Genomic DNA, 26,527 nt, shown 5'->3' with positions numbered 1-26,527 from the left:
CGTCGAGGGGCGCGGGCGCCTCGTCGCAGGACGCCGGGCCCGCGGGCCGGGTGGGGCCCGCGGGATCCGGCGGCGTACGCCTGTCGCGCACCGTCACTCCGTGATCGTCGGGGGCTCTTCGGTCATGAACGGGCGCAGCTCCAGCCACTCGTGGATGGGCCGGCCGCCCGCGCCCGGCGCCGCGGACAGCTCGCCCGCCAGCTCGACGGCGCGCTCGTAGCTGTCGACGTCGATCACCATCCAGCCCGCGATGAGGTCCTTCGTCTCGGCGAACGGCCCGTCGGTGACCGGCGGGCGGCCCTCGCCGCCGTACTGCACCCAGGTGCCCTCGGGCGCGAGCGCCTGCGCGTCCACGAACTCGCCCGTCTCCTCCAGCTTCGCCGCGAAGTCCCGCATGAACTGGATGTGCGCGGTGACCTCCTCGGGCGTCCACCGGTCCATGCGGACGTCGTTGACCGGCGCCGGAGCACCCCGGTAGTGCTTGAGCAGCAGGTACTTGGCCATGGTGGTCTCCTCCGTGCGGTGCGGCCCATTCTGGCCGCCTTCACTCCGAGGACGGAGCCGCACCGCGGTTCTCGACATCCCCCGTGAGATTTCCCGGATTTTCTTTTCCGCCGCCCGCGGACGGCGCGAGCTGCGCGTGGTCGGCGTCCGGGAGCCAGTCGCGGCCGGGCACGTAGTCGAGCCAGCGGCGGGCTCGGGCCGCCGCGGTGAACGCGCCCAGCAGGGCGTCCAGCAGCGGATGCCGCGGGGTGTCGCGCCAGGCCAGGGACCAGGCGTAGAGCGGTGTCGGGCCGGTCAGCGGGATCGACCGCAGGCCCGCGGACGACGGCAGCGGCGCGTCCGCGGGCACCAGCGTGAAGAACCGCGGGTCGTCGCGGATGTGCTGGACGAGGTGGTCGGGGCCGAGGTTCGGGCCGCTCTGGCGCCCGGCGATGCCGAAGTCGTCGGCGAAGCGGCGCAGGAAGTCCAGCCGCGGCAGCTCCGCCGGGGCCCACAGCACGCTGTCGCGCAGGTCGGACGGGCGCAGCTCGGCCGCCCCGGCGAGCGGGTGCGCGGCGCTGACCACCGCGTCGACCGGCTCCAGCCGCACCAGCCGGTGCGCCAGCCCCCGGTCCCGCCCGTCCGGCAGCGGGTGCACCCGCCCGAACCCCGCGTCCGCCGCCCCGCTCAGCAGCGCCTCCGCGACCGACGGCCAGTCCCGCCCCGGACCCGGCTCCAGCCGCAGCGCCGGGTCGGCCGCCGCGGCCGCGTCGGCGGCGTGCGCGACGGTGCGCATCGGGGCGTACAGATGCCCCCACACGTCCAGCCGCAGCGCCTGCCGCCCGCCGCGCACCGCGGCCACCGCCCGCTCCCCCGCCGCCAGCGCCTCCCGCGCCGCGGGCACGAACCGCTCCCCGGCGTCGGTCAGCCGGGTGCCCCGCGCGCCGCCGTCACGGTCGAGGAGGCGGGCGCCGAGCAGCGCCTCCAGCCGGGCGACCCGCTTGGACAGCGCCTGCTGGGAGATCCCGAGCCGGGCGGCGGCCTGCCCGAAGTGCAGCGTCTCGGCGGTGACGGCGAAGGCCCGGACATGGCCGAGGTCGAGATCGAGATCAGGACCGGGAGCGGGACCGGGAGCGACTGGGGTGGAACCGGAATCCAGGGCCTCGTCCATGGGCCTGACCATAGCCGACAACGTCCGGTTGTCGAAGGGGCCGCAAGGTTGTTGGCCGGGGCGGGGGCGGTCGCGGTGGGATGACGTCAGACGCCGAGGGCGCCGCAGAACACACCAGAAGGGGGCAGGAAGAGATGAAGGCCTACATACCCACCGGGGACGCCGCCGAACCCGTCGCACTGGCCGAGGTGCCCGAGCCCGTACCGGGGCCCGGGGAGGCGCTCGTGAAGGTCGAGGCCTTCTCCGTCAACCGCGGCGAGACCTTCAAGCTGGAGGCGCCCGCGCCCGGCGACCGCCCCGGCAAGGACATCGCCGGACTCGTCGTCCAGCCCGCCGCCGACGGCACCGGCCCCGCGGGCTTCGCCCGGGTCGTCGGCCACCCGATGAGCGGCGGATGGGCGGAGTTCGCCGCCGTCCCCACCACCGCGCTCGCCGTCCTCCCCGACACCGTCACCACCCTCCAGGCCGCCGCCCTCCCCCTCGCGGGCCTCACCGCGCTGCGCCTGCTGCGCGCCGCGGGCCCCGTCCCCGGCCGCCGCATGCTGCTCACCGGCGCCTCCGGCGGCGTCGGCCACTACGTCACCGAACTGGCGGCCGCCGCCGGGGCCGAGGTCACCGCCGTCACCCGGGACGCCGAACGCGGCGCACGGCTGCGCGAACTGGGCGCCGCCGAGGTCGTCCACGACGTCACCGCCGCCCGCGGCCCGTACGACGTCGTCCTCGAATCCACCGGCGGCGCCGCACTCCCCGCCGCCCTCGCCCGGCTCGCCCGCCGCGGCACCCTCATCTGGTTCGGCCAGGCCAGCCGCACCCCCGTCACCCTCGACTTCTTCGACTTCTTCGCAGGCCCCGAATCGGCGGTCATCCGCCACTTCCACTACCTCGACGCGGACACCCCGCTCGACACGGACCTCGCCGCGCTCGTCCGCCTCACCGCAGGCGGCCGCCTCCACCCGGAGATCGGCCGGGTCGCCGACTGGGCGGACACCGCCGCGACCCTCACCGACCTGCGAGAACGCCGCATCCGCGGCAAGGCCGTGCTGACCCTCGCCTGACCATCCTCTCTTCCTCTTCCCACAGAAAGGCTCCCCGCCATGAACGAGACCCTGCAGACCGCCCCGCAGGCCGCCCCGCAGGCCACCCCGCAGACCCGCCTCACCGACCCGCGCGCCGTCGTCGTCCGCTACGTGGAGGCCGTCCGCGACGGCGACATCGACCTCATCCGCGAGAGCTTCGCGCCCGACGTCACCTGGCACTACCCCGGCTCGCTCCCCACCTCGAAGATCTGGCAGGGCCGGGACGCGATCGTCAACGACTTCCTCGGCGCCATGGGCACGGTGTTCGTGCCCGGCACCATGCGCATCGAGCTGGTGAGCACCGTCGCGGAAGGCGAACGCGTCGTCGCCGAATGGACGTCGAAGGCGCGGACGGTGCACGGGGCCGCGTACGACAACCGGTGCATCGGGATCTTCACGGTACGGGAGGGGCGCATCACCTCGGTGATCGAGTACGCCGACACGCACCACGTCGCCGCGACGCTCTTCCCTGCCGAGACCGCCGCCGGTAATTGAGGTGCCCGCCGCGGCGGGCGGTGCGTAGGTTCGCCGGATGACGCGATCCGCACACCTCCCGCCGGACCCGGCCCCCACGCCTGAACCCGCAGACGACGGGCCGCCGCGGCTCACCTCCCTGGTCTTCCACGGACCCATCGGCGAGGCACGCGCCGCACGCTGGGTGCAGCGCCTCGCCCCGGTACTGGCCGCCGCACCCGACGGCGGACGCGTCCTCGACATCGGCTGCGGCTGGGGCGAACTCATGCTGCGCCTCCTCACCGCGGCCCCCGCGGCGCACGGCACCGGCCTCGACCTCGCCCCCGACGACCTCGCACGCGGCCGCGCCCACGCGGCCGCCCGCGGACTCACCCCGCGGACCGACTTCGTCGAAACGGACGCGGCCACCGCCGACACCGAGCCCGCCGACATCGTCCTCTGCCTCGGCGCGAGCCAGGCCCTCGCCGACAACCTCCCCGACGCGCTCGCCGCCCTGCGCGCCCGCGTCCGGCCCGGCGGCCGCGTGCTCCTCGGCGAGGGCTACTGGGAACGCGAGCCCACCCCCGCGGAGCTGGCGGCGTCCTGGCCGGACGCCGCCGCCACCGACCACACCGACCTCGCGACCCTCGTCGACACCGCGGCCGCCGCGGGACTGCGCCCCGTGTGGATCGAATCCGCGGACCGCGCGGAATGGGACGACTTCGAATCCGGCTACCTCGCCGACGCCGAACTATGGCTCGCCGCCCACCCCGCCCACCCGGCGGCCCGAGCGACCCGCGAACGCCTCGACGCTCACCGCTGCGCGTGGCTCCGCGGGTACCGGGCGACTCTGGGCATCGCGTACCTCACGCTCGTCCCGACACCCTGACCTCCCCGCTGCCGCGGGCTCCGGGGGTCCGGTCCGCGCCGGGCCACCGGGCGGTGGGGGCTGAGCGCGCAGTTCCCCGCGCCCCTGCGGGGCCGCTGCCGGGCGGTGGGGGGTTGCCGACCCGGAGGGGCGATCCGGTTCGCGCCGGACCATCGGCCGGTGGGGGCTGGGCGCGCAGTTCCTCGCGCCCCTGGGGGGGCGACCACCGTCTCCGGCCACCGGGCGGTGGGGGCTGAGCGCGCAGTTCCCCGCGCCCCTGGGGGGGCGACCGCCGTCTCCGGCCACCGGGCCGTGGGGGCTGAGCGCGCAGTTCCCCGCGCCCCTGCGGGGCGACCACCGTTCCCGGCCACCGGGCCGTGGGGGCTGGGCGCGCGGTTCCCCGCGCCCCTGCGGGGGCGCGGGTCTGCGGGGTGGGCGGCGGCGGTGCGGAGGGGGCACGGGGGGGCGGGTGGGATTGAGTATGCGTACTCATGCCGCTCGGCGGGGGGGATCGCAGACTCGGGGGATGGAATTCGACCGGTGTCCCGACTGTGGGTGGCCGCTTGGTCCGGCTGACGCCGGGTGTGGGCGGTGCGGGTTGCCGCTCGTCGGGGGCGAGGTGGTGGAACTGGGGCTCATCGCCGCGGAGTTGCGGGGGATCGCGGCGCGGCAGGCGGTGCTGGTGCAGCGGCGGGCGGTGCTGCTCGCGGCGTTGCGGGGGCGGCGCGCCGACGTCGCGGGGGTGCCGGTGACGGAGGTCGGGGCGCGGTCCGCGCAGACGCTGCTGCTCACGCTCGGCGGCTCGCTGCTCACCCTCGCCGGGCTGGTGTTCACGCTCGTGAGCTGGGGGCGTTTCGGGATCGGCGCCCGCACCGCCGTCCTGGCGGTGCTGACGCTCGCCGTACTGGCCGCGCCCTTCCCGCTGCGGCGCCGTGCCCTGGCCGCCACCGCGGAGACCGCCTCGGCGGTGGGCCTCGCGCTGGTGCTGCTCGACGCGTACGCCGCACGGGCCGCGGGACTCGCCGGGCTCGACGGCGTACGGGCGTACGGCTACTGGGCCGCGGTCACGGGGCTCGCCGCGGCGGGCGCGGCGGCGTACGCGCGGCTCAGCCGCTCGGAGCTGCTGCCGTATGCCGCCCTGCTCCTGCTGCAACTGCCCGCCCCGCTCACCGCGGGGTACGCGCACGCCCACGCCACGGGGCTGGCGTACGCCCTGCTCGTGAGCGCGGGCGCGGACCTCGCCGTGGCGGCGCGGCTGCGGGCGCGCGTGCCGGGGCCCTTCGCGGTCGGCGCCGCGGCGGTGGGGGCGGCCGCGGGGGGCCTGCTCGCGGGCGCGGCCGCGTACTCCTTCGACTCCTACGGCCCGGCGCTGCGCGCCTGCGTCCCGCTGCTGCTCGCCGCCGCGCTGGGCCTGGGGGCGGCGGGCCTGCGCGCCGCCGCCCCGCCCGTCCGTACGGCCACGGCGGCGCTCGCGGGCCTGGCCCTGCTCGCCGCCGCCGCGGTCGCACCGCACCTCGCGCTGCCGCACACCTGGCTCCCCCTGGCGTGGGCGGGCCCGGCGGCGCTGCTGGCGGCGGTGGCCTTCGCCCTGCCGCCCCGCCGCGGCCACGGCCCCGTGGCCCTCGGACTGTCGGCGGCCGGCGCGTTCGCGCTGGCCGCCGCAGGCGTGTCCGTCCTTCCGGACCTGCTCCGCGCACTCACCGAACCCCTGCGCGGGGCACCGGACTTCCCCGGGACGTGGCATGTCACCGGAACCGTCGCGACAGTCGCCGCCCTGGTGGCGGCTGTCGCGGCGGGAGCGGCCGTACGTTTCCGGGCGGTGGCGCTGCCGCTGTGGTGCGGGGCGGCGGTGGCCGCGGTGGCGGCGGCCGTGACCGCGCCCGTCGCGGCGGGCGCCCCGTACGCGGTGGCGGTCGCGGTCCCGACGGCCCTCGCGCTCGCCGCGACCGCGGCCCTGGCCCGGACCGGACCCGCGGGGCCTGCGGGCCCCCACCTCCCGTCGCCGTGGGGGGCCGGGCCCGCCGCCGCGCTCTGCGTCCTGCTCGCCGCGGGGGCGGTCGCCCTCGGCTGGTCCCTCGCGCGGGACGGCGCCGCGCTCACCGTGTGGGGGATCGCGGCCGTCGTCGCGGGCGGCGCCGCCACGGCGCGGCGCTTCGTCCTCCCGGCGGGCACGGTGGCCGTCGCCGCACTCGGGTACGAGGCCGCGCGGGCCGCGCACGCCGCCGGGCTGCCGTCGCACCTCGCCGCGTTCGCCGTCCTGGGGGTCGCGCTCGCGACCGTATCCGTGGCGGGGGCCGCCGGGGCGGGGGCGGAATACGCCGGATACGTGCTCGGCGCGGTGGCGGTCACCGCGACCGCCGGGCACCCGCAGGAACTCAGCCTCGCGCTGGCCCTCGCCGGAGCGGGCGCCGCCGGAACCGCGCTCCGCGCCGAACGCCGCCGGGCCGCCGCGACCGCGGCCGCGCTCCTGCTCAGCGCGTCCCTGTGGGTGCAGCTCGCCCTCGCGGAGGTGCACGCCCCCGAGCCGTACACCGCCGGGCCCTCCGCCGTACTCCTCGCCCTGGGGCACCTGCGGCGCCGCCGCACACCCGCGCTCGGCTCATGGCCCGCCTACGGGCCGGGCCTCTGCGCGACGCTGCTGCCCAGCCTGGTCGCGGTATGGGCCCAGCCGCACGGGCCCCGGCCCCTGCTGCTGGGCGCCGCGGCGCTGACGTTGACCCTGCTCGGCGCCCGGCACCGCCTCCGGGCCCCGCTCGTCGCGGGCGGCCTCGTCCTGCTCGCCGACGCGGCGCACGAGCTCGCCCCGGCCGTCCTCCACTCCCTCGCGCACGTCCCCCACTGGGCACCCGTCGCCCTGGCGGGCGGCCTCCTCGTCTACGTAGGTGCCACCTACGAACGCCGCCTCGCCGAGGCGCGCCGCCTCCGCTCCACCTTCCACTCCCTCCACTGAGCCCCTCCCCTTGAGCCCTCCGCGCTCCGCGGTGCCTCTTGCGGCGGTCGCCGCGACCTTCCGCCGGTGGGGGCTTGCCGCGCAGCTCTCCCCCAGAGCTTCGCCTGGGAGGTGCCCCCACGCGCCCCCTGAAAACGCTCACCCCCCACCGGCAGGCAGCCGCCAGTCCGGCCGGAGGGGGACGGTGCGGGGTGCCCCCGCAGGAATGCGCTCCCAGTCCCTCACCAACCAGGTAAGAGGCCGAACGCGCATTCCGAGGAGGTGCCCCGTGGCGGCCCCCGACCCACCCCCGGAGGGAAAGCGCGATGCCCCGCCGGGTACCACCCAGGGGCGCGAGGAACTGCGCGAGCAACCACCCACCCAGCGGCCGGGTTCCGGGCACCCTCGTGTCGTCCCCGTAGGATGCGGCGGGGGGCACGGCAGCGCGTACGCGTACGCGTACGGCGGCGGAGCCGGGCTCCCGTCGACCGTCCCCGACGAGAGCGAGAGCCGGTGCCGTGCTGACGGCAGGTCTTCCGACGCGGCGGCCGCTGCCCGGGTCCAGCGCCGGGGGTGCCCGGCGCGGGCTGGTGGTCGCGCTGTGCGGCTACGTGGCGGTGCGCGCCGCCGGGCTCGTCGTGCTCGCGATCTGGTCGGCGGCGAACGGCAAGAGCGCGGTGACGCTGCTCTCCCGCCGCTGGGACTCGCTCTGGTACGTGCGGGTCGTCGACCGGGGCTACGACTACGTCCTGACTGCGCCGGACGGCCGGCGGCTGTCCGACCTGGCGTTCTTCCCGCTGCTGCCGTGGCTGGAGCGGTCGGTGTCGTGGCTGACGGGGCTGGCGGAGCCGGACGCCGGGCTGCTGGTCTCGGCGGTGGCCTCGCTCGCCGCGGCCGCGGGCATCCATGCGGTGGTGCGGCGATCCGTCCCGGAGCGGCCGGACGTCGCGATCACGGCCGTCGTGCTGTGGGCCGCGCTGCCGGTGGGGATCGTGCAGTCGATGGCGTACAGCGAGTCGCTGTTCACCGCGCTGGCCGCGTGGTCGCTGTGCTGCGCGCTGGACCGGCGGTGGATCGCCGCGGGCCTGCTCGCGTCGGCCGCCGGGCTGACCCGGCCGATCGGGCTCGCGGTGGCGTGCGCGGTGCTGGTGGCCGCGGGGACGCACGCGCGGCGGGCCGGGGTCTCGCCGCGGCTGGTGGCCGGTGCGCTGCTGGCCCCGGCGGGGGCCGCCGGGTACGTGCTGTGGGTGGGCGCCCGGCGCGGCAGCCTGTTCGGCTACCTGGACGTGCAGCGCGGGTGGGGCAACGGCTTCGACGGCGGGGCGGCCTTCGTCCGCTTCACCGGCGGGCTCGCCACGCGCCCGCCGTACGTGGGCGGGGTGCTGCTCGCGGCCGGTGTCGGGGTGCTGCTGTGGGGGTATGTGCGGGGCTTCCGGGAGGGCGGGCCGCGGCTGCCGCTGCCCGTGCAGGTCTACACGGGGATCGTGCTCGCGCTGGCGCTGTGCTCGTCGGGCTACTTCGGCTCGAAGCCGCGGCTGCTGATGCCCGCGTTCGGCGTGCTGGTGCCGGTGGCGGCGGCGCTGGGGCGGCTGCGGGTGCGGTGGCGGGCGGCGGTGCTGGCGGTGTGCGCGCTGGGGGCCGCGGTGTACGGGGCGTTCTGGCTGAACGGGTCGGGGCCGCCCTGACCGCGCGGGCGGCGCCGCCCCCTTCGTACGGCCCGCGCGGGCCGAGGACGCGGGGGGGCTCAGGCCGGGGTGCCCGCTCCCGCGATGTGGAAGTTGAAGTCCGGGTGGCCGATCACGCCGAACAGCCGCAGCCACACGGGCAGCAGCATCTCCGTGCCGCGGGCGCTCGCGACGCCGCCGAGGTCGATGACGCTCGCGGGCGGCCAGCCGAAGGACTCCAGCAGCGCGGTGACCTCCTTCTTCGCGTCCGCGTCGGCGCCGCAGACGAAGACGGTGTGCTCGCCCGGCACCCGGGCCGGATCGACCATGACGGCGACGTTCATCGTGTTCAGCGTCTTGACGACCTTCGCGGCGGGGAAGGCCCGCTGGATCTGCTCGGCGAGGCTGTCGGTGTTGACGGGGTCGAGCGAGGGCGGCGCGCCCCGCGAGAAGTCCAGCGGGTTGGCGACGTCCACGAGCGGCTTCCCGGCGAGGTTCGCGGCACCGGCCGCGGCCAGCACGTCGAGAGTGGCGGCGCCGGAGCTGGCGTTGACGACGGTCTGCGCGTCCGCGGCCGCCTCGGCGAAGGTCGCGAGCGCGACGGCCGGGTGGGCGGCGAGCCACGCGGCGAAGGGGGCGTTGCCGTAGGCGTCGGGCTCGGTGCGGGCGAGCGTCGCGCCCGGGTCGCGGGTGCCGACGACGACCTCGTGGCCGAGCGTGGCGAGCTTGCCGGCGAGGGTCCGGCCGACGATGCCGGTGCCGAGCACTGCGTAGCGCATGACGTATCCGCTTCCTGTCCTGTCGTAAGGGTGGGTGGTGGCGTACGGCGCCGTGCCCCGGGCCCGGGGCACGGGCGGGCGCTGCCGCGCCGGGGAGGCCGACTCCCTTGCGGCGGGCGGCACCTGGCCACACCGGGACCGTAAGCTCCACTCGATTCCGCTGACCAGTACGCACTTTCGGGTGCCTGTCGCCCACCGCCGGCCGGCCCGGCACGAAGGAGTCACCCCATGCCCGACGAGACCGGACCCGGCAGCGACCCCGGCACCGGCCCCGACAGCAGCACCGGCACCGGCACCCGCTTCGACGCCGCCGGGCCGCCCGGGATCGCCGTCCCCGACGTCCTCAACCCGCACTGCGGGTCGCGCCAGGTGCTGGAGCTGGTCTCCGACAAGTGGAGCGCGCTCATCCTCTTCCTGCTGGGGCACCGCCCGCACCGGCACGCCGAGTTGATGCGCACGGTGGGCGGGATCAGCCAGAAGATGCTCACGCAGACGCTGCGCTCGCTGGAGGCGGACGGGCTGGTCCACCGGGAGGCCTTCCCGGTGGTGCCGCCGCACGTCGAGTATTCGCTGACGCCGCTCGGGGAGTCGCTGTCCCCGCTGCTGCACGGGCTGTGCCGGTGGGCGGAGGCGCACCACGCCGACATCGAGGCGGCGCGCGCGAGGGCGGCCTCCTGACCGTACGGTCCGGGTCCGCCGGGGCTCAGCCGGGGCTCAGGCCCAGGGGCCGCCGCAGGCCGCGGCCGTCCAGCCGCCCGCGCCGCGCAGCACGAGCGCGGCGAGCGCCTCGGGGGCGCCGGGGCGGCCGCGCAGGCCGGGGAAGGCGTTGACGTCCACGACGACGGGCCCCGCCGGGGTGGTGACGACGTCCACGCCGTAGACGTCCAGGCCGAAGGCGGCACCGGTGCGGCGGACCAGGTCCCGCCACGCGGGCGGGAGCGCTGCGGGCACGGGCCCGGTGTCGGCGGTGGGGGCGGCGAGTTCGGACCGGCGGCGGGCGGTGAAGACGTGCGGGCCGACGGCGTAGAGCTTGTGGTCCCAGCCGGAGTTGGGCACGAAGTCCTGCACGACGTACGGCTCTTCGGGCGCGGTGGCGGCGAAGTCCCGTACGGCCGAAGGGCCGTCGAGCCGTACGACGGTGTCGGACTTGCGGCTGTGCCTGCTCTTCACCACGACCGGCCCGGACTGCGCCTCCCCGGCGGCGAGTTCGGCGGGCGAGGGATAGCAGCGGGTCGGCGCGAAGGGCAGCCCCGCGCCCAGGGCGTCGGCGGCCATCGCCTGGCGGTCCTGGCAACGGGCGGTCGCGGCTGCGGAGTTGACGACCCGCGCCCCCGCGTCCTCCAGCGCGCGGGCCAGCTCCAGCGCCTGCGGCGTACGGGCCTTGAGCAGGTAGACGTCGGCGGGCTCACCCGGTGGGCGAGGGCCCGCCGGATCGAGCACCTCGACGCTCGCGCCGCCGCCCGCCAGCAGGGCCGCCGCCGCGGCGAGCAGCGGGTGGCCGGGGTCGGCCGTGACGAGCCCGACCCGCAGCGGCCGCCGCACCCGCGGCGGCGCCCCCGGAGGAGCGGCCCCGAGCGGACTGCGGCTCCGGGACCGCGCGGCCCGCGAGCCCGGGTCCGCACCGAACAGCTCACCCGCGCCACCGGAACCACGGCCCGGGTCCGTCCCGAACGGCTCACCCGCACCGCCGGGGGTGCTCATGGGACCGGGACGGCCGTGGGGGCCGGGGTCGGGACGGGGGCGGGGCGCGGGGCCGGGGGTGCCGGGCGGCGGTCGCGGGCCAGGCCGAGGACGGCGGCGGCGACGCGCGCGGCCGCGTCGGGGACCTGCCGGAAGCTCGGAAAGTCGTTGACGTCCACGACGACCGGGCCGTCCGGGGCGAGCAGCACGTCCAGGCCGTAGAGGTCGAGCCCGTAGATCGCGCCGACGCGCGCGGCGATCGCGGCGACCTCGCGCGGCAGCGGCACCCGGCGTTCGGGCTGCGGCAGGTCGGGGTGCAGCGGGGAGCGGCGCTCGGTGGCGTAGAAGTCGTCGCGGACGCAGTAGACCTTGAGGTCCACACCGGAGTTGGGCACGTACGGCTGCGCGACGAGCAGGCCCTCGCCGCGCAGTTCCGGGGTGAGGGCGGTGAGGGCGGCGGGCGTGGCGACCAGGTGCACGGCCCGTCCCGAACTGCCGTCGGCGGGCTTGACGACCAGCGGGTAGTCCGACTCCGGTATCTCGGCGAGGAGTTCGGGCCGGGCGGCCGCGTAGGTCGTCGGCATCGGCACCCCGCCGGCCCGGCCGATCGCGGCGGCGAGCGCCTTGTCCCGCACCCCGCGGATGGCCCGCGCGTCGTTGACGGTCGTGAGCCCGGCTGCCGCGGCGGCCTCCAGCAGGGTGAGGCCGGGCCCGCCGGAGACGGTCTTGAGCACCCACGCGTCGTGCGCGGCCGTACGCAGCAGGTCGGTCATCCGCAGCAGCGAGCCGCCGGGCCGTACGACGTCCACCTGGTGGCCCCACGCGGTGAGTTGCCGGATCACCTCCACCGGCATGCCGTCGTGGCGGTAGTTCTCCTCCACCAGAAAGCACAGCTTCATGCGCCCCACTCCCCCCAGCCCCTCCCCCGGGTCGTCCTTCCGACGGTGACCGGCGGGGCGTGAAGGTCACAGGATGCCACGCGTTCCCCCGAGCCGAACGGCCACCGTCAACTACACGCACATGAGCGGTGGTTGACGGTTGGGCGTACGGCTGCGCGGGGCGCGGGCCGGGGTCGGCCCCGAGGCGGACTGCGGCTCGGTCAGCGCGACTGCCGCAGCGGGTCGAGCTGTTCGGCCGTGACGCCGTCTACGGCCGTGGACTCGCTCAGCTGCTGCCACCGCTCGTCGGACGCGAGCAGCGCGCGGCCCGCCGCCGTGGCGTAGGCGTACGCGTCGGGACCGGCGAGCAGCCGCAGCGGCGGCTCGTCGAGGCCGACGACGTCCAGGACCAGCCGGGCGACCTTCACCGGGTCGCTCGCCGCGAGGGCCTGCGGGGAGTGGACGCGCGCCATCGCGCCGACCGTCTCCTCGTACTCCGGCCGGATGGGGTCGATCCGCATCGAGGACCCGGCCCAGTCGGTGCTCATGCCGCCCGGCTCGATGACGGTGACCTTGATGCCGAGCGGGCCGACCTCGGCGGCCAGCACCGACGAGAAGCCGCCGACCGCCCACTTCGCGGACTGGTACGCCCCGAGCCCGGGGGTCGCGAGCCGCCCGCCGACCGACGAGATCTGCACGATGTGCCCGGCGCGCTGCTCGCGCATGACCGGCAGCGCGGCCTGCGTGAGGCGGACGACGCCGAAGAGGTTGGTGTCGACCTGGGCGCGGAAGTCCTCGAAGTCGACGTCCTCGACGGAGCCGACGTTCGCGTACCCCGCGTTGTTGACCAGGACGTCGAGCCGTCCGAAGCGGTCGACCGCGGTACGGACCGCGGCGCGCGCCGCCTCGCCGTCGGTGACGTCCAGCTCGGTCACGGCGAGCCGCTCCCCGTACGCGTCCGCGAGGTCGTCGAGCGCTCCGGCCTTGCGGACCCCGGCGACGACCCGGTGCCCGGCGGCCAGCGCGGCCGCCGCGATCTCCCGCCCGAGGCCGCGCGAGGCGCCGCTGACCAGGAGGACGAGGGGTGTGGTGGTGTTCTGCTCAGGCATCTGCTCCGGCATGACTGTCTCCTTGCGCACCGGCCGACACTTCTTACTAACCGGTTGATTAGCAACGTCTCCCATGGAACCTCGCCCGAGGAGCGTTGTCAACTGATCGGTTAGTTGATAAGCGCGTGTCGCCCCGCGCGGCCCCCGGACGCGGGCCCGGGAGGGACGGGAGGGCCCGGGAGGCACGGAAGGCCCCCTCCGGTCGCGTCACCAGATGACGATGCCGCCGCCCACGCCCCGGGCCCGTTCGGCGGCCGCGACGATGTTGGCGAAGCGCTCACGCACGTAGTCCGGGAGGTAGCCGCCGCGTTCGGCCAGGTCGTCCAGGTGCGGCCGCAGCAGGGCGCACTCGGCGAGGAAGTCCGCGATGTCGTCCCGCTCCACGTAGAGATCCTCGCGCGCGAGCCGCGGCAGGAAGCGCGCCCCCAGGGCCACGACCGCCTCGCCGCCCCACAGCCGCTTCCGGGTGCTCTCGAACCCGGCCAGGTCGCGGCCGCCGTCCGGGTCGTCGAGGAAGTCGTGGCCGCCGTCGGCGTCGTAGCCGAAGGTGTGCACGGAAAGGCTCATGGCGCGATTGTCGGCGCCGCCGCCGGAAGGTGTCGACCGCGTTCCGAGGGGGGCCGAGGCCGGGGCCGGGGCCGGGGGGCCGCGGCTACCCGAAGGTCCTGACGTACGGGTACGCGGCCCATCCCGGATCGCCGGTGTGCGCGAAGGCCGCCCACGCGGTCTGGACCTCGGCGGTCAGCCGGCGCAGGTCCGCCGGGTCGGCGCCCGCGAGCATCGGGGCCGGGCGCCAGGCGGGGCGGTCGGCGCCGAAGAGGAAGGGCAGCTCGACGCAGTGGCAGGGCCCGAGCGGGCTGCCGGGCGGGGCCCAGTCGAACCGGTAGGCGTGCGCGGTGGCGGCGCGGGCCGCGAGGCGGAGCGTCCCGTCGGTGAAGCGCCGGGCGGTGACGTCGGCGAGGACGGCCGCGGGCTCGTCGGGGAAGAAGGCCCGCGCCTCGTCCCGCGCGGTGCCGACCAGGAGCGGTACGCCGGTGCGCGCGGCGCCGACGGGATCGGCGGGCAGCCCGCCCGCCGCGACCAGTTGCAGCGGCGGCGTCACGGACAGCGGCTCGGCCGCCTCGCGGGCCAGGGCCTGCTGGGCGCCGAGCAGCGCGCTGACGCCGAGGGAGCGCAGCCCGGCGGCCCACGGCGGCGCGGGCCCACCCGGCTCGGGGTCCGCCTCCCCGCCCGTGTCGGGGCCGGGCGGCACGCCCGCGAGCCGCGCCAGGCGCCGCGCGCGGGCGACGGCCCGCTCCCGGGCGTCGGGCGCGACGCCTGCCGGGGCGCTCTGGAGGACGGCCCGCGCGAACAGGCCGCGTCCGGCGGGGTGGGCGAGCAGCGCGAGGACGGAGAGGGCACCCGCCGACTGCCCGGCGAGCGTGACGCGGCCCGGGTCACCGCCGAACGCGGGCGCCGACGCCCGCACCCAGCGCAGGGCGGCGACCTGGTCGAGCAGGCCCGGGTTGACGGCCGCCGCCTGCGGCCCGAGGTGGGCGTAACCGAAGGCGCCGAGGCGGTAGTTGACCGTCACCACGACCATGTGTCCGCGCGCGGCGAGCTGCGTGCCGTCGTAGAAGTCCTCGCCGCCGGAGCCGCTGGAGAAGCCGCCGCCGTGCAGCCAGACCAGGACGGGCAGGCCGGTGCCGCCCTCGCCGTGCAGGTCGGGCGTCCACACGTGCACCGCGAGGCAGTCCTCGCTCTGCGGGAGCCCGCCGCCGGGCCCCATGACGGGGGCGAGCCGCGAGGGCGGCTGGGGCGCGGCGGGGCCGGGCGCGGCGGCGTCCCGTACCCCCGTCCAGCCGGGCGCGTCCCGCGGCGCCGAGAACCGCCCGGCGACGGCGTACGGCACCCCGCGGTAGGCGGCGGCCCCGCCCGCGACCGTCCCCCGCAGCACCCCCTGCGGTGTACGGACGGCGGGACGGTCGGTCATCGTGCGCACCTCCGGTGCAGCGGGCGCGGGCGGGCAGCGCGCCGGGCGGGCGGCGGCCGGGCCGCCACCGCCCCGGGCCCCGCTCGGACGCGGCGCCCGGCGGGACGGCGTACCGCACCGCCCGGGTACGGCACCCCCGCGGGGCACGCGCCCGGCGCCGATCGGGCCGGGCACCCCACGGCTGGGGGACGGGACGGGCCGGACGCGGGGCCGGGGCGGGCGCGGCGCGAGGCCGAGGCAGGACCGGCACGAGCCCGGGACAGCTCGGCGCGGGGCCGGAAGCAGGCTCGGCGCGGGCGCCCGGCCCCTCCCTCCCTCTATTGTTCTGTCCCGGCGGCGCGGCGGCATCCGCTCACCCCGCGGCCTGTGGACAACCCCGTATCCGGCCTCCGGACACCCCTGTGTCAACTGTCCGGTTAGTTGATACGGTGGACGGTATGACCAAGGACGTCCCCGCCCGCGACGCGGACGCGACCCGGCGCCGCCTGCTCGACGCGGCGACCGCCGAATTCGCCGCGTACGGCATCGCGGGCGCCCGCGTCGACCGCATCGCTGCGGAGGCCCGCAGCAACAAGGCGCAGATCTACCACTACTACGGCAGCAAGGACGGCCTGTTCGACGCCGTCTTCGACGAGATGTGCCGGCAGACCCTCGACGCCGTCCCGATCGACCCCGCGAACCTCCCCGAGTACGCCGGGCGCCTGCACGACTCCTACGTCGAACGCCCCTGGGTGCAGCGCCTCGCGACCTGGTACCGGCTGGAGCGCGCGGGCAGCGGCGTGGAGCTGCCGGTCGTCGCCGAGAGCACCCGCGCGAAGGTCCGCGCGATCGAGGAGGCCCAGCACGCGGGCGTCCTGCCCGCCCGCTACTCCCCCTCCGAGCTGCTCGGCCTGGTCCTGCACCTGTCCGGTTTCTGGAGCAGCAACGTGCCCGAGTACGACGCGGTGTCCGCCCCGACGTCCGCGGCCCGGCGCCGCGAGGTCGTCGTCGCGGCGGTGGCGGCACTGCTGGCCTGACGCGGCCCGGCCCCCGGGCCTACGCCCGACGGGCGCCGTCTTTCGGCGGCTCACCCGGCGGGCGGGCTCGCGGGCGGGCTCGTGGGCGGGACGGCGTCGCCCGAGACGAGGACGCGGTAGTAGCTGTTCTCCCGGTAGCGCACCGGCAGGGTCCAGCCCACCTGGGGCAGCGCGGTGATGGGGAACTTGTGGTCGGTCTCGGTCTCGAAGCGCTCGCCGTCCGGCGGGGTCACGGCGAGGGTCATGTCGAGCACGACCATGCCGTCGTTCAGCACCTTGCGCGGGGAGAGTTTCAGGATCTCCGCGGTCGCGGCGATCCCGCGCTCCAGGATCCGCCTCCGGTTCGCGCTGTCGGCCGCCGCCGCGACGAGCGCGAGGATCATGGCCGCGCCGATGGCGCCGAAGATGTAGTAGGCGGGCGTGTTGTCCACATGACCCGTGCAGTTCGTCTGGTGGCAGTTCACTGCCAGTTGCGCGAGCATCGCGTCCCCCCTCGTTCGCGTCCCGGCACCATCATGGACCTCGTCCGCCGGTCCGAGAACGGGCGTCGGCCCGGCCCCGGGAGCGGGGTCGGGCCGACGGGCGGGACGGGTCGGTGACGGGCGGCAGGCCGTGGGCTCAGCAGGCCCCGAGGTCCTGCCAGACACCCCATTCGCCGGTGGTGCCGGGCTCCTCGCCCTGCGTCCACCACTTGGCCTGCCAGGTGTGGCCCTTCCAGGAGACCTGGTTGCCGCCGGTGTAGATCGCGGACGAACTCCAGGACGCGACGTGGCAGTTGCCGGTGCCGCCGGTCGTGGCGCCGCCCGTGGTCGAACCGCCGGTCGTGGCGCCGCCGTTGGTGGTCGAGCCGGTGGTTCCGGAGGACGTGCCGCCGTTGGTGGTGCCGCCGCTCGTGCCGCCGGACCCTCCCGCGTACTTCAGGAAGGTGTCGGTGAACTGGAGCGGGCTCTGGCTGATCTGGCTGCACGTGGACAGCGAGTTGGCGCCGCCGCCGCACGCCTGGTCGCGGGTCACGGCCCAGAAGGCGAGGCGGCCGACACCGTGCTGCTCGGCGAAGGTCTCGACGGTCTGGGCGTCGGCGAGGGTGAAGGTGGAGCCGTCGTCGTTCTTGCCGATCATCGGCGTGATGCCGAGGTTGGCGTAGGTGTAGCTGGAGTCGACGGACTGTATCTGGGACAGCGTGGCCTGGGCCGCGGCGACCGAGCCCTGGCCCATCTCGGTGCCGGTGCCCGTGTAGTAGTCCATCGTCATGATGTTGACGACGTCGATCTTCACGCCCGCGGTCTTCGCGGCCTTGACGATGTTGACGCCGTCGGCGGTCAGTCCGCTCGCCAGCACCGGCAGCGTGACCGAGAACTGCAGGTTCGGGTTGGACGCCTTGAGCGTCTTCATCGCCTGCATCTGGCGGGCCGCGGCCGCCGTGTCGGCGACCGCGGCGCCCTCGATGTCGAAGTCGAGCTGCGTGACGCCGTAGTCGTTGATGAGGGCCTGGTAGCCGGAGACGATCGAGCTCTGCGTGGAGCAGGTCCAGGCGAGCGGCAGGCCGCTGGCGCCGCCCGAGGAGATGATGACGGACGCGCCTTCGGACTTCGCCTTGGCGATCAGCGGGTCGGTGAAGGAGTCGTTGCCGATCGGGAGGGTGTCGCCCCAGATCTGGTTGCAGCCGGAGCCGAGCACGAAGGCCGCGGTGTAGGCCTTGAGCCCGTGGCCGGTGATGGCCTGGTCGAGCAGGCCCTCCTGGCTGTTGCTCATGTCGACGTAGGGGGCGACGGCGTAGGTGCTGGTCGCCGCGGCGTTGCCGGCGGGGGCCAGGGCGAGGACGGCGCCGGCGGTCGCGAGGGTGAGCGCGGAGGCGGAAGCCACCCATTTGGCAAGGTGCATGAAAGCCCCTCGGGCGTGAAGTGGTGGGGGGGAGGAGGAGTTCATCTCAGGCCTGAGTTGGTACATACCAAAGCGCGCGCAGGTGTACCGCGTCAAGAGGACTAGACCAACTCCCCCCGTGTCACGCCCCCTCGGCCACCCTCGGACGGCGATCCCCGTCGCCCGGCCCGATCGGTCGCGGGGCTGCGGCGGCCCGCCCGAGGGCCGTGCGTGGACGGGCGGGGGTTGCCCTGGCCGGGGCCGTCGGCTATTAATAAATGGACGTTCATTTACTCGTCCAGGGAGGTTCCCCGTGGCACGCCCGCGCGCTGTCGAGGACGCGGTGATCCTGCGCGCGACCGCCGACGTCATGGGACGGCTCGGCCCCGCCGGGCTCACCCTCGCCGCCGTCGCCCGCGAGGTCGGCCTCGTCCCCGGCACGCTCGTGCAGCGCTTCGGCTCCAAGCACGGCCTGCTGCTCGCCCTCGCCGACCGCTCGGCGGCGGAGGCCGCCGACGTCGCCGACCGGGTACGGCGCGAGCACCGCGGCGCGCTCGACGCCCTGCGGGCACTGACCGTCGAGTCGGCCGCCGCGATGGCCACCCCCGAGCGCTACGCGCACCACCTGGCCTTCCTGTGCGCGGACCTCACCGACCCCGAGCTGTACGCCCGCGCGCTGGCCGTCCACGAGGCGTACGGCCTGGCCGTCGCCGAACTGCTCGCGCGGGCCGCCGAGTCGGGCGAGCTGCGGCCCGGCACGGACGTGCCCGCGCTCGCCGACGCCGTCCGCGCGGTCACCGCGGGCGCGGGCCTGAACTGGGCCCTCGAACGCCGCGGCATCCTCGCCGACCGGCTCCGCCGGGACCTCGGCACCCTGCTCGCCCCGCATCTCCCGACACGCGACACGGAGGCATCATGACGACGCACGCAGGCCCGCCCGCAGCCCCGCTGACCGGCCGGGTGGCCCTGGTCGCGGGCGCGACCCGCGGCGGCGGGCGCGGCATCGCGGTCCAGCTCGGCGCCGCGGGCGCCACCGTGTACGTCACCGGCCGCAGCAGCGCCACCGCCGGGCGCTCCCCGCTGGACCGCCCCGAGACCGTCGAGGAGACCGCCGAGCTGGTCACCGCCGCGGGCGGCACGGGCATCGCCGTCCGCACCGACCACAGCAGCCCGGACGACGTGCGCGCGCTCGTCGGCCGGATCGCCGTCGAGCAGCACGGACGCCTCGACGTCCTGGTCAACTGCATATGGGGCGGCGACCCGTTGACCGACTGGGACCGCCCGCTGTGGCAGCAGGACCTCGACACCGGGCTGCGGCTGCTGCGGCAGGCGGTGGAGACCCATGTGATCACCAGCCGCTACGCCCTCCCCATGCTCGTCGCCCGCGGCAGCGGCCTCGTGGTCGAGGTCACCGACGGCAACACCGCCCGCTACCGCGGCTCGTTCTTCTACGACCTCGCCAAGTCCGCCGTCATCCGCCTCGCCGTCGCCCAGGCCGCCGAACTGCGCCCGCACGGCGTCACGGCGCTCGCCATCACCCCGGGCTTCCTCCGCTCGGAGGCGATGCTCGAAGGATTCGGCGTGACCGAGGCCAACTGGCGCGACGGCGCCGCGAAGGACCCGCACTTCGCGCACTCCGAGAGCCCCGCCTACCTCGGCCGCGCCGTCGCCGCGCTCGCCGCGGACCCGCACGTCATGACCAAGTCGGGCCGCGCGCTGGCCACATGGGAGCTCTACGGGGAGTACGGCTTCACCGATGCGGACGGCACGCAGCCGGACTGGGCCGCGCACTGGGCCGCCGACATGGAGGCCGAACACGGGCCGCTGGGGGCGGCGTTGTGAGGTCCGGCGGTCACCCCTCCTCGTCCGCCCGCATGCGCTCCAGGTCGTCGCGGACCTCGCGGGTCGAGGCGGCGCCGGGCCCGTCGAGGCGTTCCCGGACGGCCAGCAGCCGGGCCAGGTCGCTCAGCGCGCCGGGGGTGTCGCCCGCGACATAGCGGTTGAGGGCGAGCTGGTGGCGGGTGTCGAGGGTCACCGGGTGCTCGGGGCCGAGCACCCGCACGCAGTCGACGTGCAGCTCCACGAGGGCGGTGAGCGCGCCGAGGGTGTCGCCCTGACTGCCGCGCACGGACGCCAGACGGAGCCGGACGCGCAGGGTGCCCGGATGCTCGGGCCCCGGCACCCGGGCACACCGGGCGGCCAGGTCGGCGAGAGCCACGAGGGCGGCGACGGGGCGGCCGGCGCGCTCGTTCTTCTCGGCCATGTCCGCGAGGAGCTGCCGCGTGAGCCGGTGGCACGCGCCGAAGACCCGCTCGGTGTCGGCGAGGAGTTCCGCGGACGTCTCCGCGAACGCGGCGGGGTCCGGGTCCGGGGAGGCGAACCTGAGCAGTTGGCGGCGGATGATCACCGCCCAGGGGTGGCCGCGCTCCAGCTCCTCCCACCGGTCGTGCACCTCGCGGAGGGTGCGTTCGAAGACCGCCCATCCAGAGTTCGTGACACCGGCGGCAGCCGCCGCGATCCGGCATTTGAGCGTCTCGGGGTGATCCGGTCCCAGCGCCCGCCGCGCGTCGGCGAGAGCGCGTTCCACCAGCGCCCGCGCCTGGGCGTGGTCACCGCCGCGGGCGCACGCGGTCACGTGCAGCCGCATGGCCGCGATGGTGAACGGATGATCGGCCCCGGCTGTCCGCAGCAGTCGATCGTGCAGGGCGCTCGCCAGGGTCGATTCGCTGAACCGCCGCCTGTCGTCGCCGTCGAGCAGCAGCCCGGCGGCCGCGTCGACATCGGGTGCCAGGGGCTCGGTGGTCTCCCGGCCGAGCATCGCCGCGACGATCTCGCTCGCCGTGTGCAGGGTGCCGATGTGGTCGGGTCCCAGCAGCCGGATCCGGTCCGCCAGCACCGCGGCGAGTTCCGCGCGCGGAGCGGGCGCGTCCCAGCCGACCGCGGACAGCCGGACCGTCGCGAGATCGCACCGGATCGTGAGCAGTTCGGGATCCTCGGCGCCCAGCACCGCGCGCTGCCGGGCCAGGACGCCGTCCAGCTCGGACGCCGCGCCGAACTCGTCGCCGCGGGCGCCGCGCCAACGGGCCGCCCGTGCGAGCCCCTTGAGCATGTCGGGGTGCTCGGTGCCCAGTCTCTCGGAGTCGAGCCGGACCAGGTCGCGGAAGTACTCCTCGGCCCTCCCGTACCGGCCCCAGGCGCCGAGGCTGCGTCCGTAGCGGAAGGCGACGGGGTGCAGGCCGGCACCGCGGCCCAGACCGGCGACGGATCTGCCGTCGATCTCGGCGTCGCAGGCTCCCAGGGCCTCGGCCGTGTCCCACAGCGACCGGGCGTGCAGCAGGCTGCGTTCGACGTCCGGCCAGGCCGCGGCCACGGCGTCCAGCAGGCCCTGGCGCACCGGCTCCTCGTCGTACAGCGACGTCACACCGGCCAGGCTCGCCCGCCGCGCGTACGAGGCGGTGCTCACGGATCGGAAGCCGCCGACCTCCTCCCGGTCGACCATGCTCGTGGCATGCAGGGCGCGCAACGCGGCACGTACGGCGTCCGCGTCGACCGGCACGATCCGCGCCGCCGCCACGAGGGAGACGTAGCGCTCCAGGCGGGCGGCAAGGACGGGGTCCGCCACCACCGGCACGATCCGCGGGACGGAGCGCTCCGGGGCGGCGGGTGCGGGAGCGTCCGCGCCCTGCCACTCGCGCGGGACGGTGCGCTCCGGGGTGGCGGGTGCGGGAGCATCCGCGCCCTGCCACTCGCGCGGGACGGTGCGCTCCGGGGCGGCGGGTGCGGGAGCGTCCGCGCCCTGCCGCTGCGCCCCGGCGGCCCGCAGGCGGTCGCCGAGCAGGGCGATGTGCCGCAGGGCTGCCTCCGTGACGAGGATGTCCTCCGGGACACGCTCCCCGTCCAGTTGCGTGATCGTGGCGAACACCGCGCGCACCACACCGTCCGGTGCCATGGCCGCGGCGGCGTCGATGGAGCGCTGGAGGGGCGTCGGCCGGGCATCGTCCCTGCCGGGGGCGGCGCCGCGGGACGCCAGGTGCGTGTCGAGGTACGTGTCCAGGGCGAGCCCGCCGGACTCGATCTCGCCCGCCGCACGGGCGACGAAGGCCCGCACGTCGTTGCCGATCGCTTGGCGGGCGGCCGGGTTCAGCTCCAGGGCGAGTTCCAGGTAGGCGTGGGCCTCCTCGAAGGTGAACGGCCGGACGCGGACGACCTGCGGGTTCCCCGGGCCCTCGAAGTCGGCCCGGTTGCTGGTCACGAGCACGCGCCCGACCGGACTCGCGGGCGGCCACAGGCCCGTCAGGTGAGCGGGGTCGGTCACGCCGTCCAGGACGACGAGCCACGGGTGCGGCTGCGTGCCGCCCGCCGGGCGCAGCCAGTTGAGGAAGGCCTGCGCGCCGTCCGCCGCGTCGGCGTACGTACGGCCGAGGACGTCCTGGCCCGCGCGGGCGTACGCGGACAGGACCGCCTCGCGCGAGGACGCGTCGACCCACAGCAGCAGGTGCAGGTCGCCGCTGTCCCACGCGGATTCCGCATAACACGCGGCCAGTTGGGACTTGCCCGTGCCGAACATGCCCGCGAGGACGAGGGGCCGGCCGCCCACCGGCTCGGGGACGTCCCGCTCCTGGAAGGGCGAGGCGAGGGCGGGCACCCGGCCGATGCGGTACGGCAGGCGGACCGCGGTCTGCGTGACCTGGTAGTTGTTGACGATGTGCGCCTGGCCCACCGCGGCGCCGCTGCCCTGGTTCTCGACGTGGATGTCCCGCCCGGCGCGCACACCGCCGCCCGGGGAGGGGGGTTCGGTCTCGCCGACATGGCGGTGGCCGGACTGCTCGGGCACCGCCTCGTCGGCGACGGCGTCCACGGGCCGGACGCCCGTGCCGTCGTCGCCGGACCGCGCGGACTCCTCCGCCGACAGGACGCGACGGGTGGCGAGCACCCCGGCGACGGCCATCGGGCCGAGGGCGGTCGCGAGGGCCAGGTCGCGCATGGCAGCCGCGGCCTTCCCGCGCCGCTGACGCGCGGGTTCCGCCGCGGCCGCAGCCTCGCGCACGGCCTGCGCCGTGGGCTCGTGCGCGGCGGGCGCCTCGCGAGGCAGGGCCTCGGCGGCGTCCGCCGGAGAGGTCGGGCTCGTGGGTGCCGGAGCGCTCAGCCCTGGGATGCGTCCGGCGTCGGAGGGCGGGTGGCGCCCACGTGGACGTCGCCGCGGATGACACCGGCGGCAACGGAGTTGGGGGCCGTGGCGCGGACGTGCAGGTCGCCGCCCACCGCGAGCCCGCCGTCCGACGCGTGCACCTCGGTGCGGGCGGGGAGTTCGGCGAGCAGGGTGCGCAACTCCGTTGCCGCCGTGGTCTGTTCGTCGGTGTCGAGGTCTTCGAGCAGATCCCGGATGCGGTTCGTCCACACCACGCCCGCGCGTTCCCGTACGGCCGCCAGCTCCGTGCCGGGCGCGGCCTCCAGCTCGGCGGCGGTGGTGTCGAGACGTTCGAGCGTCGCCCTCTCCCGGCGTTCGCTCCCCCGGCCGAACCAGCCGGCCATCCGGGTCCGCAGCTGCGTCCAGGCGTCCGTGCCCGCCGCGGTCACGACCGCGGCTCCCCCCGATGCCGCGAGCGCGGCAAGTGCTTGCTCCAGCATGAACACCCCTGTGTGCGGCGGCCCTTTCCCCCGAAGGTAGCTCTTTCCGGGCGGCCCGGGGAGCGCCTTGCGAAACGCCGGACGCGTAACTTCCGTACGGCCCCGGCCCGTCCGCCCGGCTACGCGGGCGACGGGAAGCCGGGAGTGGCCCACATCTCGCCGGACGGCGTCACGCAGTGCGCCTGCGTGCCGGGAAGCGACTCCAGCCAGCGGCGCGCGGCCGGGCCCATCGCGTAGCCCGCCGTCGCGCACACGTCCGCGTCGGTCAGGGCGGCGGTGACGACGGTCAGCGAGGCGGCCGCGCCGCACGGGGGGCGGCCGGTGTGGGGGTCGAGGATGTGCGGGCCGCGTTCGGCGGGACCCGAGGTGGCGACGGCCAGCGACCCGCCCGGCGGGGCGAGGACGACACCGGCGAGGGCGCCGCGCAGCAGCGGGTGGGCCAGGCCGATGCGCCAGGGGCCGCCGTGCGTCTGGAGGTCGCCGCCGCCGTTGACGCACACCGCCTCCGCGCCGGACGCGGCGATCATCGCCGCCGCCCGCTCCACCGCCCAGCCCTTGACGAGGCCCGTCGGGTCGAAGCCGGGGCCGCCGGCGTACCGCGCGCTGAAGTAGCCGCGGGTGCGGCGCTCCGCCGCGTCGCACAGCCGCATCACCTCCCACACCTCGGGCGAGCACGCCGACAGCGCGAGGGTGCCCGCTGCGAGGCGGCTGATCTGGCTCTGCGGGCGGTAGGTCGAGAAGACCTCGTCGACGTGCTCCAGCCACGCCCCGGCGGCGTCCAGCGCGGCCCGGGTCCGCGGCGGGTCACCGGCACCGCGGACGTCGAGCGAGAAGACCGTCCCCATGGTGCGGACGACGCGCACCGTGCGCGCGGGTTCAGCCGCCATGGGCCTTGTCCAGCGCGCTCTGCAGGGACCGCACGTAGCCGTCGCTCGTGTAGGTGGCCCCCGACACCGCGTCGATCCGCGCGCTCTGCGCCGCCAGCGCCTCCTGGGTGAGCTGGGGGACGGAGAAGGAGGTGATCTCCTGGTCGCGGCCGTTGCCCTGCGGGGCCCGGAGGACGTCCACGCCGGTGAGCCGGCCGCCGGTGAGGGTGATCCGCACCTGGACGGGACCGTAGCGGGTCTGGACGGTGTCGCCGTCGATCTTCTGCGTCCCCTTCGCCCCGCCGGTGGCCGTGGGCTGCGGGCCGGTGCCCGCCGCCGGGGTCTGCGGCGCGCCCTGGGGGGCGGGGGCCGCCGTCACCGCGGGGGCGTTGGTGTGCGGTTTGAGCGCCAGCAGCGCGAGCACGCCGGACGCCGTGGCGGCGGTGGCCAGCGTGATCCGCGCGCCGGGCGCGAGCAGGGGCATGCCACTCATGGGCGGGCCTTTCTCCGGTCGACGGCGGGGTCGATGGTGGGGCCGGGGCCGCGGTCGTCGGCGGTCACAGCGCGAAGGACTCGTGGTGGATACGGCGCGCGGGCACGCCCGCGGCCCGCAGCTGCGTGTACGCCGCCCGGGTCAGGGCGGGCGGCCCGCACAGGTACACGTCGTGCGCCGCGATGTCGGGCAGCGCGGCCCGCAGGCCTGCCGCGGTGAGGTCGGGGCGGCGGCCGTCCGGGGCGTTGACGGCGAGGAAGAGGCGGGCGCCGCGGGCGTGGGCGATCGCCTCCAGCTCGGAGCGCAGCGCCAGGTCGGCCGGGGTGCGGGCGCGGTAGATGAGGGAGAGGTCGCCGGGGCGGCCGGGCAGCGCCTCGAAGAGCGCCCGCAGCGGTGTGACGCCCACGCCCCCGGCGAGCAGCAGCACCTTCTGCCTCCGGCGGCGGTCGGCGGTGAGGGCGCCGTAGGGGCCCTCGGCCCACACGCGGGTGCCGGGGCGGAGCCGGGCGAGGGCGGCGCTGTGGCCGCCGACCGCCTTGACGGTGATGCGCAGGACGTCGCCGCGCGGCGGCGCGGACAGCGAGTACGGGCCGGAGGTCCAGCGCAGGCCGGGCGCGAGGAAGCGCCACCGCAGGAACTGGCCGGGGCGGGCGCGCAGTTCGCCGAGGCGCCGCCCCTGGACGAAGACGGACACCACGCCGGGCGCCTCGCGCACGACGGAGGACACCCGCAGCCGGTGCCGCAGGTTGAGCCGCAGCGGGACGAGCAGCCGGTACCGGAGGACGGCTGCGGCGGCGGCGCCGTAGAGGACGTACCAGCCGGTGCGGGCGCCGGAGCCGCCGGGGAGGTCCGCGCCGAGCGCGAGCTGGTGCCAGAAGGCGAGGTAAAGGGCGAGGTAGGTGAGCAGGTGCAGGTGGTACCACGTCTCGTAGCGCATCCGGCGGCGCGCGGCCCGTACCGACAGCGCGCCCACGGCCAGCAGCAGGAGGCCGCCGGCCGCGCCCTTGAGCATGTCGGGGTAGGTCGTGACGACGGTCCACGTCTCGTACGCGATGTCCGTGTGCGCCTGCGCGCTGTAGCCCGCGAGCACGCAGGTGACGTGCACCAGCAGCAGGCACACGACGTAGCGGCCGGCCATGGCGTGCCAGCGGGCGACGCGGTCGCTGCCGACGGCGTTCTCCAGCGCGGGCACGCGCGCCATGAGCAGGACGAGCAGCGCGCAGCCGTACCCGCACAGCAGGCCCGCGATGCGCCCGGCGCCGAGCAGCCAGCCGTCGGCGCCGACGACCGAGCCGGTGTCCTGCCACCACAGGGCGAGCACCGCCGCGGCCCCCGCCCAGCCGAGCACGAGCACGACCGCGGCGGCGGAGACGCCGTCCACGGGGGTGGCGGGGGGCGCGGCGGCCTGGTGACGGGGCGGCGCGGCGCGGGAGGCGCTGGTCATCGGGGTTCCTCTCGTACGTGTACGCCTGCCACTGTCGGGCCCGAACCTCTGAATGACCTCTGAGTACGACCGGCCCGCCCCGGTACGGGCCCGCTGCCGCCGGTCCACGGCGCGCGGGCGCCCGCCCCCGATCCACAGCAAACGCAGAGGCGGCCGGG

At 76.5% G+C, this 26,527-nt stretch carries 24 protein-coding genes; 9 read left to right on the top strand and 15 right to left on the bottom strand.

Going from position 1 to position 26,527, the window contains the following annotated elements:
• Nucleotides 1-93 precede the first annotated feature (93 nt).
• Both ACWERV_RS00740 and ACWERV_RS00735 read right to left on the bottom strand, forming a co-directional pair.
• On the bottom strand, nucleotides 94-504 hold the full coding sequence (locus ACWERV_RS00740) for a YciI family protein (RefSeq protein ID WP_452926966.1): 411 nt from the start codon (nucleotides 502-504) through the stop codon (nucleotides 94-96).
• A gap of 40 nt (nucleotides 505-544) precedes the next feature.
• Complete coding sequence (locus ACWERV_RS00735; RefSeq protein WP_452926963.1) at nucleotides 545-1,654, bottom strand: LysR family transcriptional regulator; 1,110 nt, start codon at nucleotides 1,652-1,654, stop codon at nucleotides 545-547.
• Nucleotides 1,655-1,788: 134 nt separating this feature from the next.
• On the opposite strand from ACWERV_RS00735, the gene ACWERV_RS00730 reads away from it, so the two are divergent.
• From ACWERV_RS00730 to ACWERV_RS00710, 5 genes are all read left to right on the top strand, one after another.
• Nucleotides 1,789-2,709 carry a zinc-binding dehydrogenase gene (locus ACWERV_RS00730; protein ID WP_452926960.1) on the top strand — a complete coding sequence of 307 codons (921 nt, stop codon included), beginning with the start codon at nucleotides 1,789-1,791 and terminating at the stop codon, nucleotides 2,707-2,709.
• Nucleotides 2,710-2,748: 39 nt separating this feature from the next.
• Complete coding sequence (locus tag ACWERV_RS00725; protein ID WP_452926958.1) at nucleotides 2,749-3,225, top strand: nuclear transport factor 2 family protein; 477 nt, start codon at nucleotides 2,749-2,751, stop codon at nucleotides 3,223-3,225.
• Between the two features lie 37 nt (nucleotides 3,226-3,262).
• Complete coding sequence (locus ACWERV_RS00720; protein ID WP_452926956.1) at nucleotides 3,263-4,072, top strand: SAM-dependent methyltransferase; 810 nt, start codon at nucleotides 3,263-3,265, stop codon at nucleotides 4,070-4,072.
• 577 nt (nucleotides 4,073-4,649) lie between these two features.
• Nucleotides 4,650-7,001: an SCO7613 C-terminal domain-containing membrane protein gene (locus ACWERV_RS00715; RefSeq protein ID WP_452926954.1), complete on the top strand. Its 2,352-nt coding sequence runs from the start codon at nucleotides 4,650-4,652 to the stop codon at nucleotides 6,999-7,001.
• Nucleotides 7,002-7,501: 500 nt separating this feature from the next.
• Nucleotides 7,502-8,665, top strand: coding sequence for a hypothetical protein (locus tag ACWERV_RS00710; RefSeq protein ID WP_452927185.1), 1,164 nt, complete (start codon nucleotides 7,502-7,504; stop codon nucleotides 8,663-8,665).
• A 59-nt stretch (nucleotides 8,666-8,724) separates the two neighbouring features.
• On the opposite strand, the gene ACWERV_RS00705 is transcribed toward ACWERV_RS00710, so the two are convergent.
• Nucleotides 8,725-9,423: an NADPH-dependent F420 reductase gene (locus ACWERV_RS00705; protein ID WP_452926951.1), complete on the bottom strand. Its 699-nt coding sequence runs from the start codon at nucleotides 9,421-9,423 to the stop codon at nucleotides 8,725-8,727.
• 228 nt (nucleotides 9,424-9,651) lie between these two features.
• Between ACWERV_RS00705 and ACWERV_RS00700 the strand changes: the two genes are divergently transcribed.
• Nucleotides 9,652-10,101 (top strand): winged helix-turn-helix transcriptional regulator, encoded by a 450-nt coding sequence (locus tag ACWERV_RS00700; RefSeq protein WP_452926950.1) that lies wholly within the window; start codon nucleotides 9,652-9,654, stop codon nucleotides 10,099-10,101.
• Between the two features lie 36 nt (nucleotides 10,102-10,137).
• On the opposite strand, the gene ACWERV_RS00695 is transcribed toward ACWERV_RS00700, so the two are convergent.
• From ACWERV_RS00695 to ACWERV_RS00675, 5 genes are all read right to left on the bottom strand, one after another.
• A complete protein-coding gene (locus tag ACWERV_RS00695; protein ID WP_452926948.1) occupies nucleotides 10,138-10,965 on the bottom strand; it encodes an ATP-grasp domain-containing protein in 828 nt (275 codons plus the stop codon).
• Nucleotides 10,966-11,120: 155 nt separating this feature from the next.
• Nucleotides 11,121-12,002, bottom strand: a complete 882-nt coding sequence (locus ACWERV_RS00690; RefSeq protein WP_452926945.1) for an ATP-grasp domain-containing protein — start codon at nucleotides 12,000-12,002, stop codon at nucleotides 11,121-11,123.
• A gap of 200 nt (nucleotides 12,003-12,202) precedes the next feature.
• On the bottom strand, nucleotides 12,203-13,102 hold the full coding sequence (locus ACWERV_RS00685; RefSeq protein WP_452926942.1) for an SDR family NAD(P)-dependent oxidoreductase: 900 nt from the start codon (nucleotides 13,100-13,102) through the stop codon (nucleotides 12,203-12,205).
• Between the two features lie 195 nt (nucleotides 13,103-13,297).
• On the bottom strand, nucleotides 13,298-13,657 hold the full coding sequence (locus ACWERV_RS00680) for a hypothetical protein (protein WP_452926940.1): 360 nt from the start codon (nucleotides 13,655-13,657) through the stop codon (nucleotides 13,298-13,300).
• 85 nt (nucleotides 13,658-13,742) lie between these two features.
• Entirely contained in the window at nucleotides 13,743-15,062 is a 1,320-nt protein-coding gene (locus ACWERV_RS00675) for a carboxylesterase family protein (RefSeq protein ID WP_452926938.1), read from the bottom strand.
• 437 nt (nucleotides 15,063-15,499) lie between these two features.
• Here ACWERV_RS00675 and ACWERV_RS00670 point away from each other — a divergent pair, with 437 nt between their 5' ends.
• Nucleotides 15,500-16,078 carry a TetR family transcriptional regulator gene (locus tag ACWERV_RS00670; protein ID WP_398176450.1) on the top strand — a complete coding sequence of 193 codons (579 nt, stop codon included), beginning with the start codon at nucleotides 15,500-15,502 and terminating at the stop codon, nucleotides 16,076-16,078.
• 50 nt (nucleotides 16,079-16,128) lie between these two features.
• On the opposite strand, the gene ACWERV_RS00665 is transcribed toward ACWERV_RS00670, so the two are convergent.
• Complete coding sequence (locus tag ACWERV_RS00665) at nucleotides 16,129-16,560, bottom strand: hypothetical protein (RefSeq protein ID WP_452926935.1); 432 nt, start codon at nucleotides 16,558-16,560, stop codon at nucleotides 16,129-16,131.
• Nucleotides 16,561-16,696: 136 nt separating this feature from the next.
• Nucleotides 16,697-17,959, bottom strand: coding sequence for a chitinase (locus ACWERV_RS00660; protein ID WP_452926932.1), 1,263 nt, complete (start codon nucleotides 17,957-17,959; stop codon nucleotides 16,697-16,699).
• Between the two features lie 292 nt (nucleotides 17,960-18,251).
• On the opposite strand from ACWERV_RS00660, the gene ACWERV_RS00655 reads away from it, so the two are divergent.
• Together ACWERV_RS00655 and ACWERV_RS00650 are read left to right on the top strand one after the other, a co-directional pair.
• The gene (locus ACWERV_RS00655; protein WP_452926929.1) at nucleotides 18,252-18,857 is read left to right on the top strand and encodes a TetR/AcrR family transcriptional regulator; all 606 of its coding nucleotides are present in this window, start codon (nucleotides 18,252-18,254) and stop codon (nucleotides 18,855-18,857) included.
• Nucleotides 18,854-19,780, top strand: coding sequence for an SDR family oxidoreductase (locus tag ACWERV_RS00650; protein WP_452926927.1), 927 nt, complete (start codon nucleotides 18,854-18,856; stop codon nucleotides 19,778-19,780). The genes ACWERV_RS00655 and ACWERV_RS00650 overlap by 4 nt, the downstream gene beginning before the upstream one ends.
• Before the next feature lie 10 nt (nucleotides 19,781-19,790).
• Here the strand turns inward: ACWERV_RS00650 and ACWERV_RS00645 are convergent, their stop codons facing one another.
• From ACWERV_RS00645 to ACWERV_RS00625, 5 genes are all read right to left on the bottom strand, one after another.
• A complete protein-coding gene (locus ACWERV_RS00645; protein WP_452926924.1) occupies nucleotides 19,791-22,922 on the bottom strand; it encodes a tetratricopeptide repeat protein in 3,132 nt (1,043 codons plus the stop codon).
• Nucleotides 22,923-23,080: 158 nt separating this feature from the next.
• On the bottom strand, nucleotides 23,081-23,566 hold the full coding sequence (locus tag ACWERV_RS00640) for a hypothetical protein (RefSeq protein WP_398176432.1): 486 nt from the start codon (nucleotides 23,564-23,566) through the stop codon (nucleotides 23,081-23,083).
• A gap of 119 nt (nucleotides 23,567-23,685) precedes the next feature.
• Complete coding sequence (locus tag ACWERV_RS00635) at nucleotides 23,686-24,453, bottom strand: FAD:protein FMN transferase (protein ID WP_452926920.1); 768 nt, start codon at nucleotides 24,451-24,453, stop codon at nucleotides 23,686-23,688.
• Nucleotides 24,443-24,925, bottom strand: coding sequence for an FMN-binding protein (locus tag ACWERV_RS00630; protein WP_452926917.1), 483 nt, complete (start codon nucleotides 24,923-24,925; stop codon nucleotides 24,443-24,445). Before ACWERV_RS00630 ends, ACWERV_RS00635 begins: the two co-directional genes overlap by 11 nt.
• Before the next feature lie 64 nt (nucleotides 24,926-24,989).
• A complete protein-coding gene (locus ACWERV_RS00625; protein ID WP_452926914.1) occupies nucleotides 24,990-26,369 on the bottom strand; it encodes a ferredoxin reductase family protein in 1,380 nt (459 codons plus the stop codon).
• Nucleotides 26,370-26,527 lie beyond the last annotated feature (158 nt).

It is taken from the genome of Streptomyces sp. NPDC004031 (assembly GCF_053604375.1).
The sequence above is the reverse complement of the archived record's forward strand: the minus strand, read 5'-3'. Positions and strand labels throughout refer to the sequence as shown.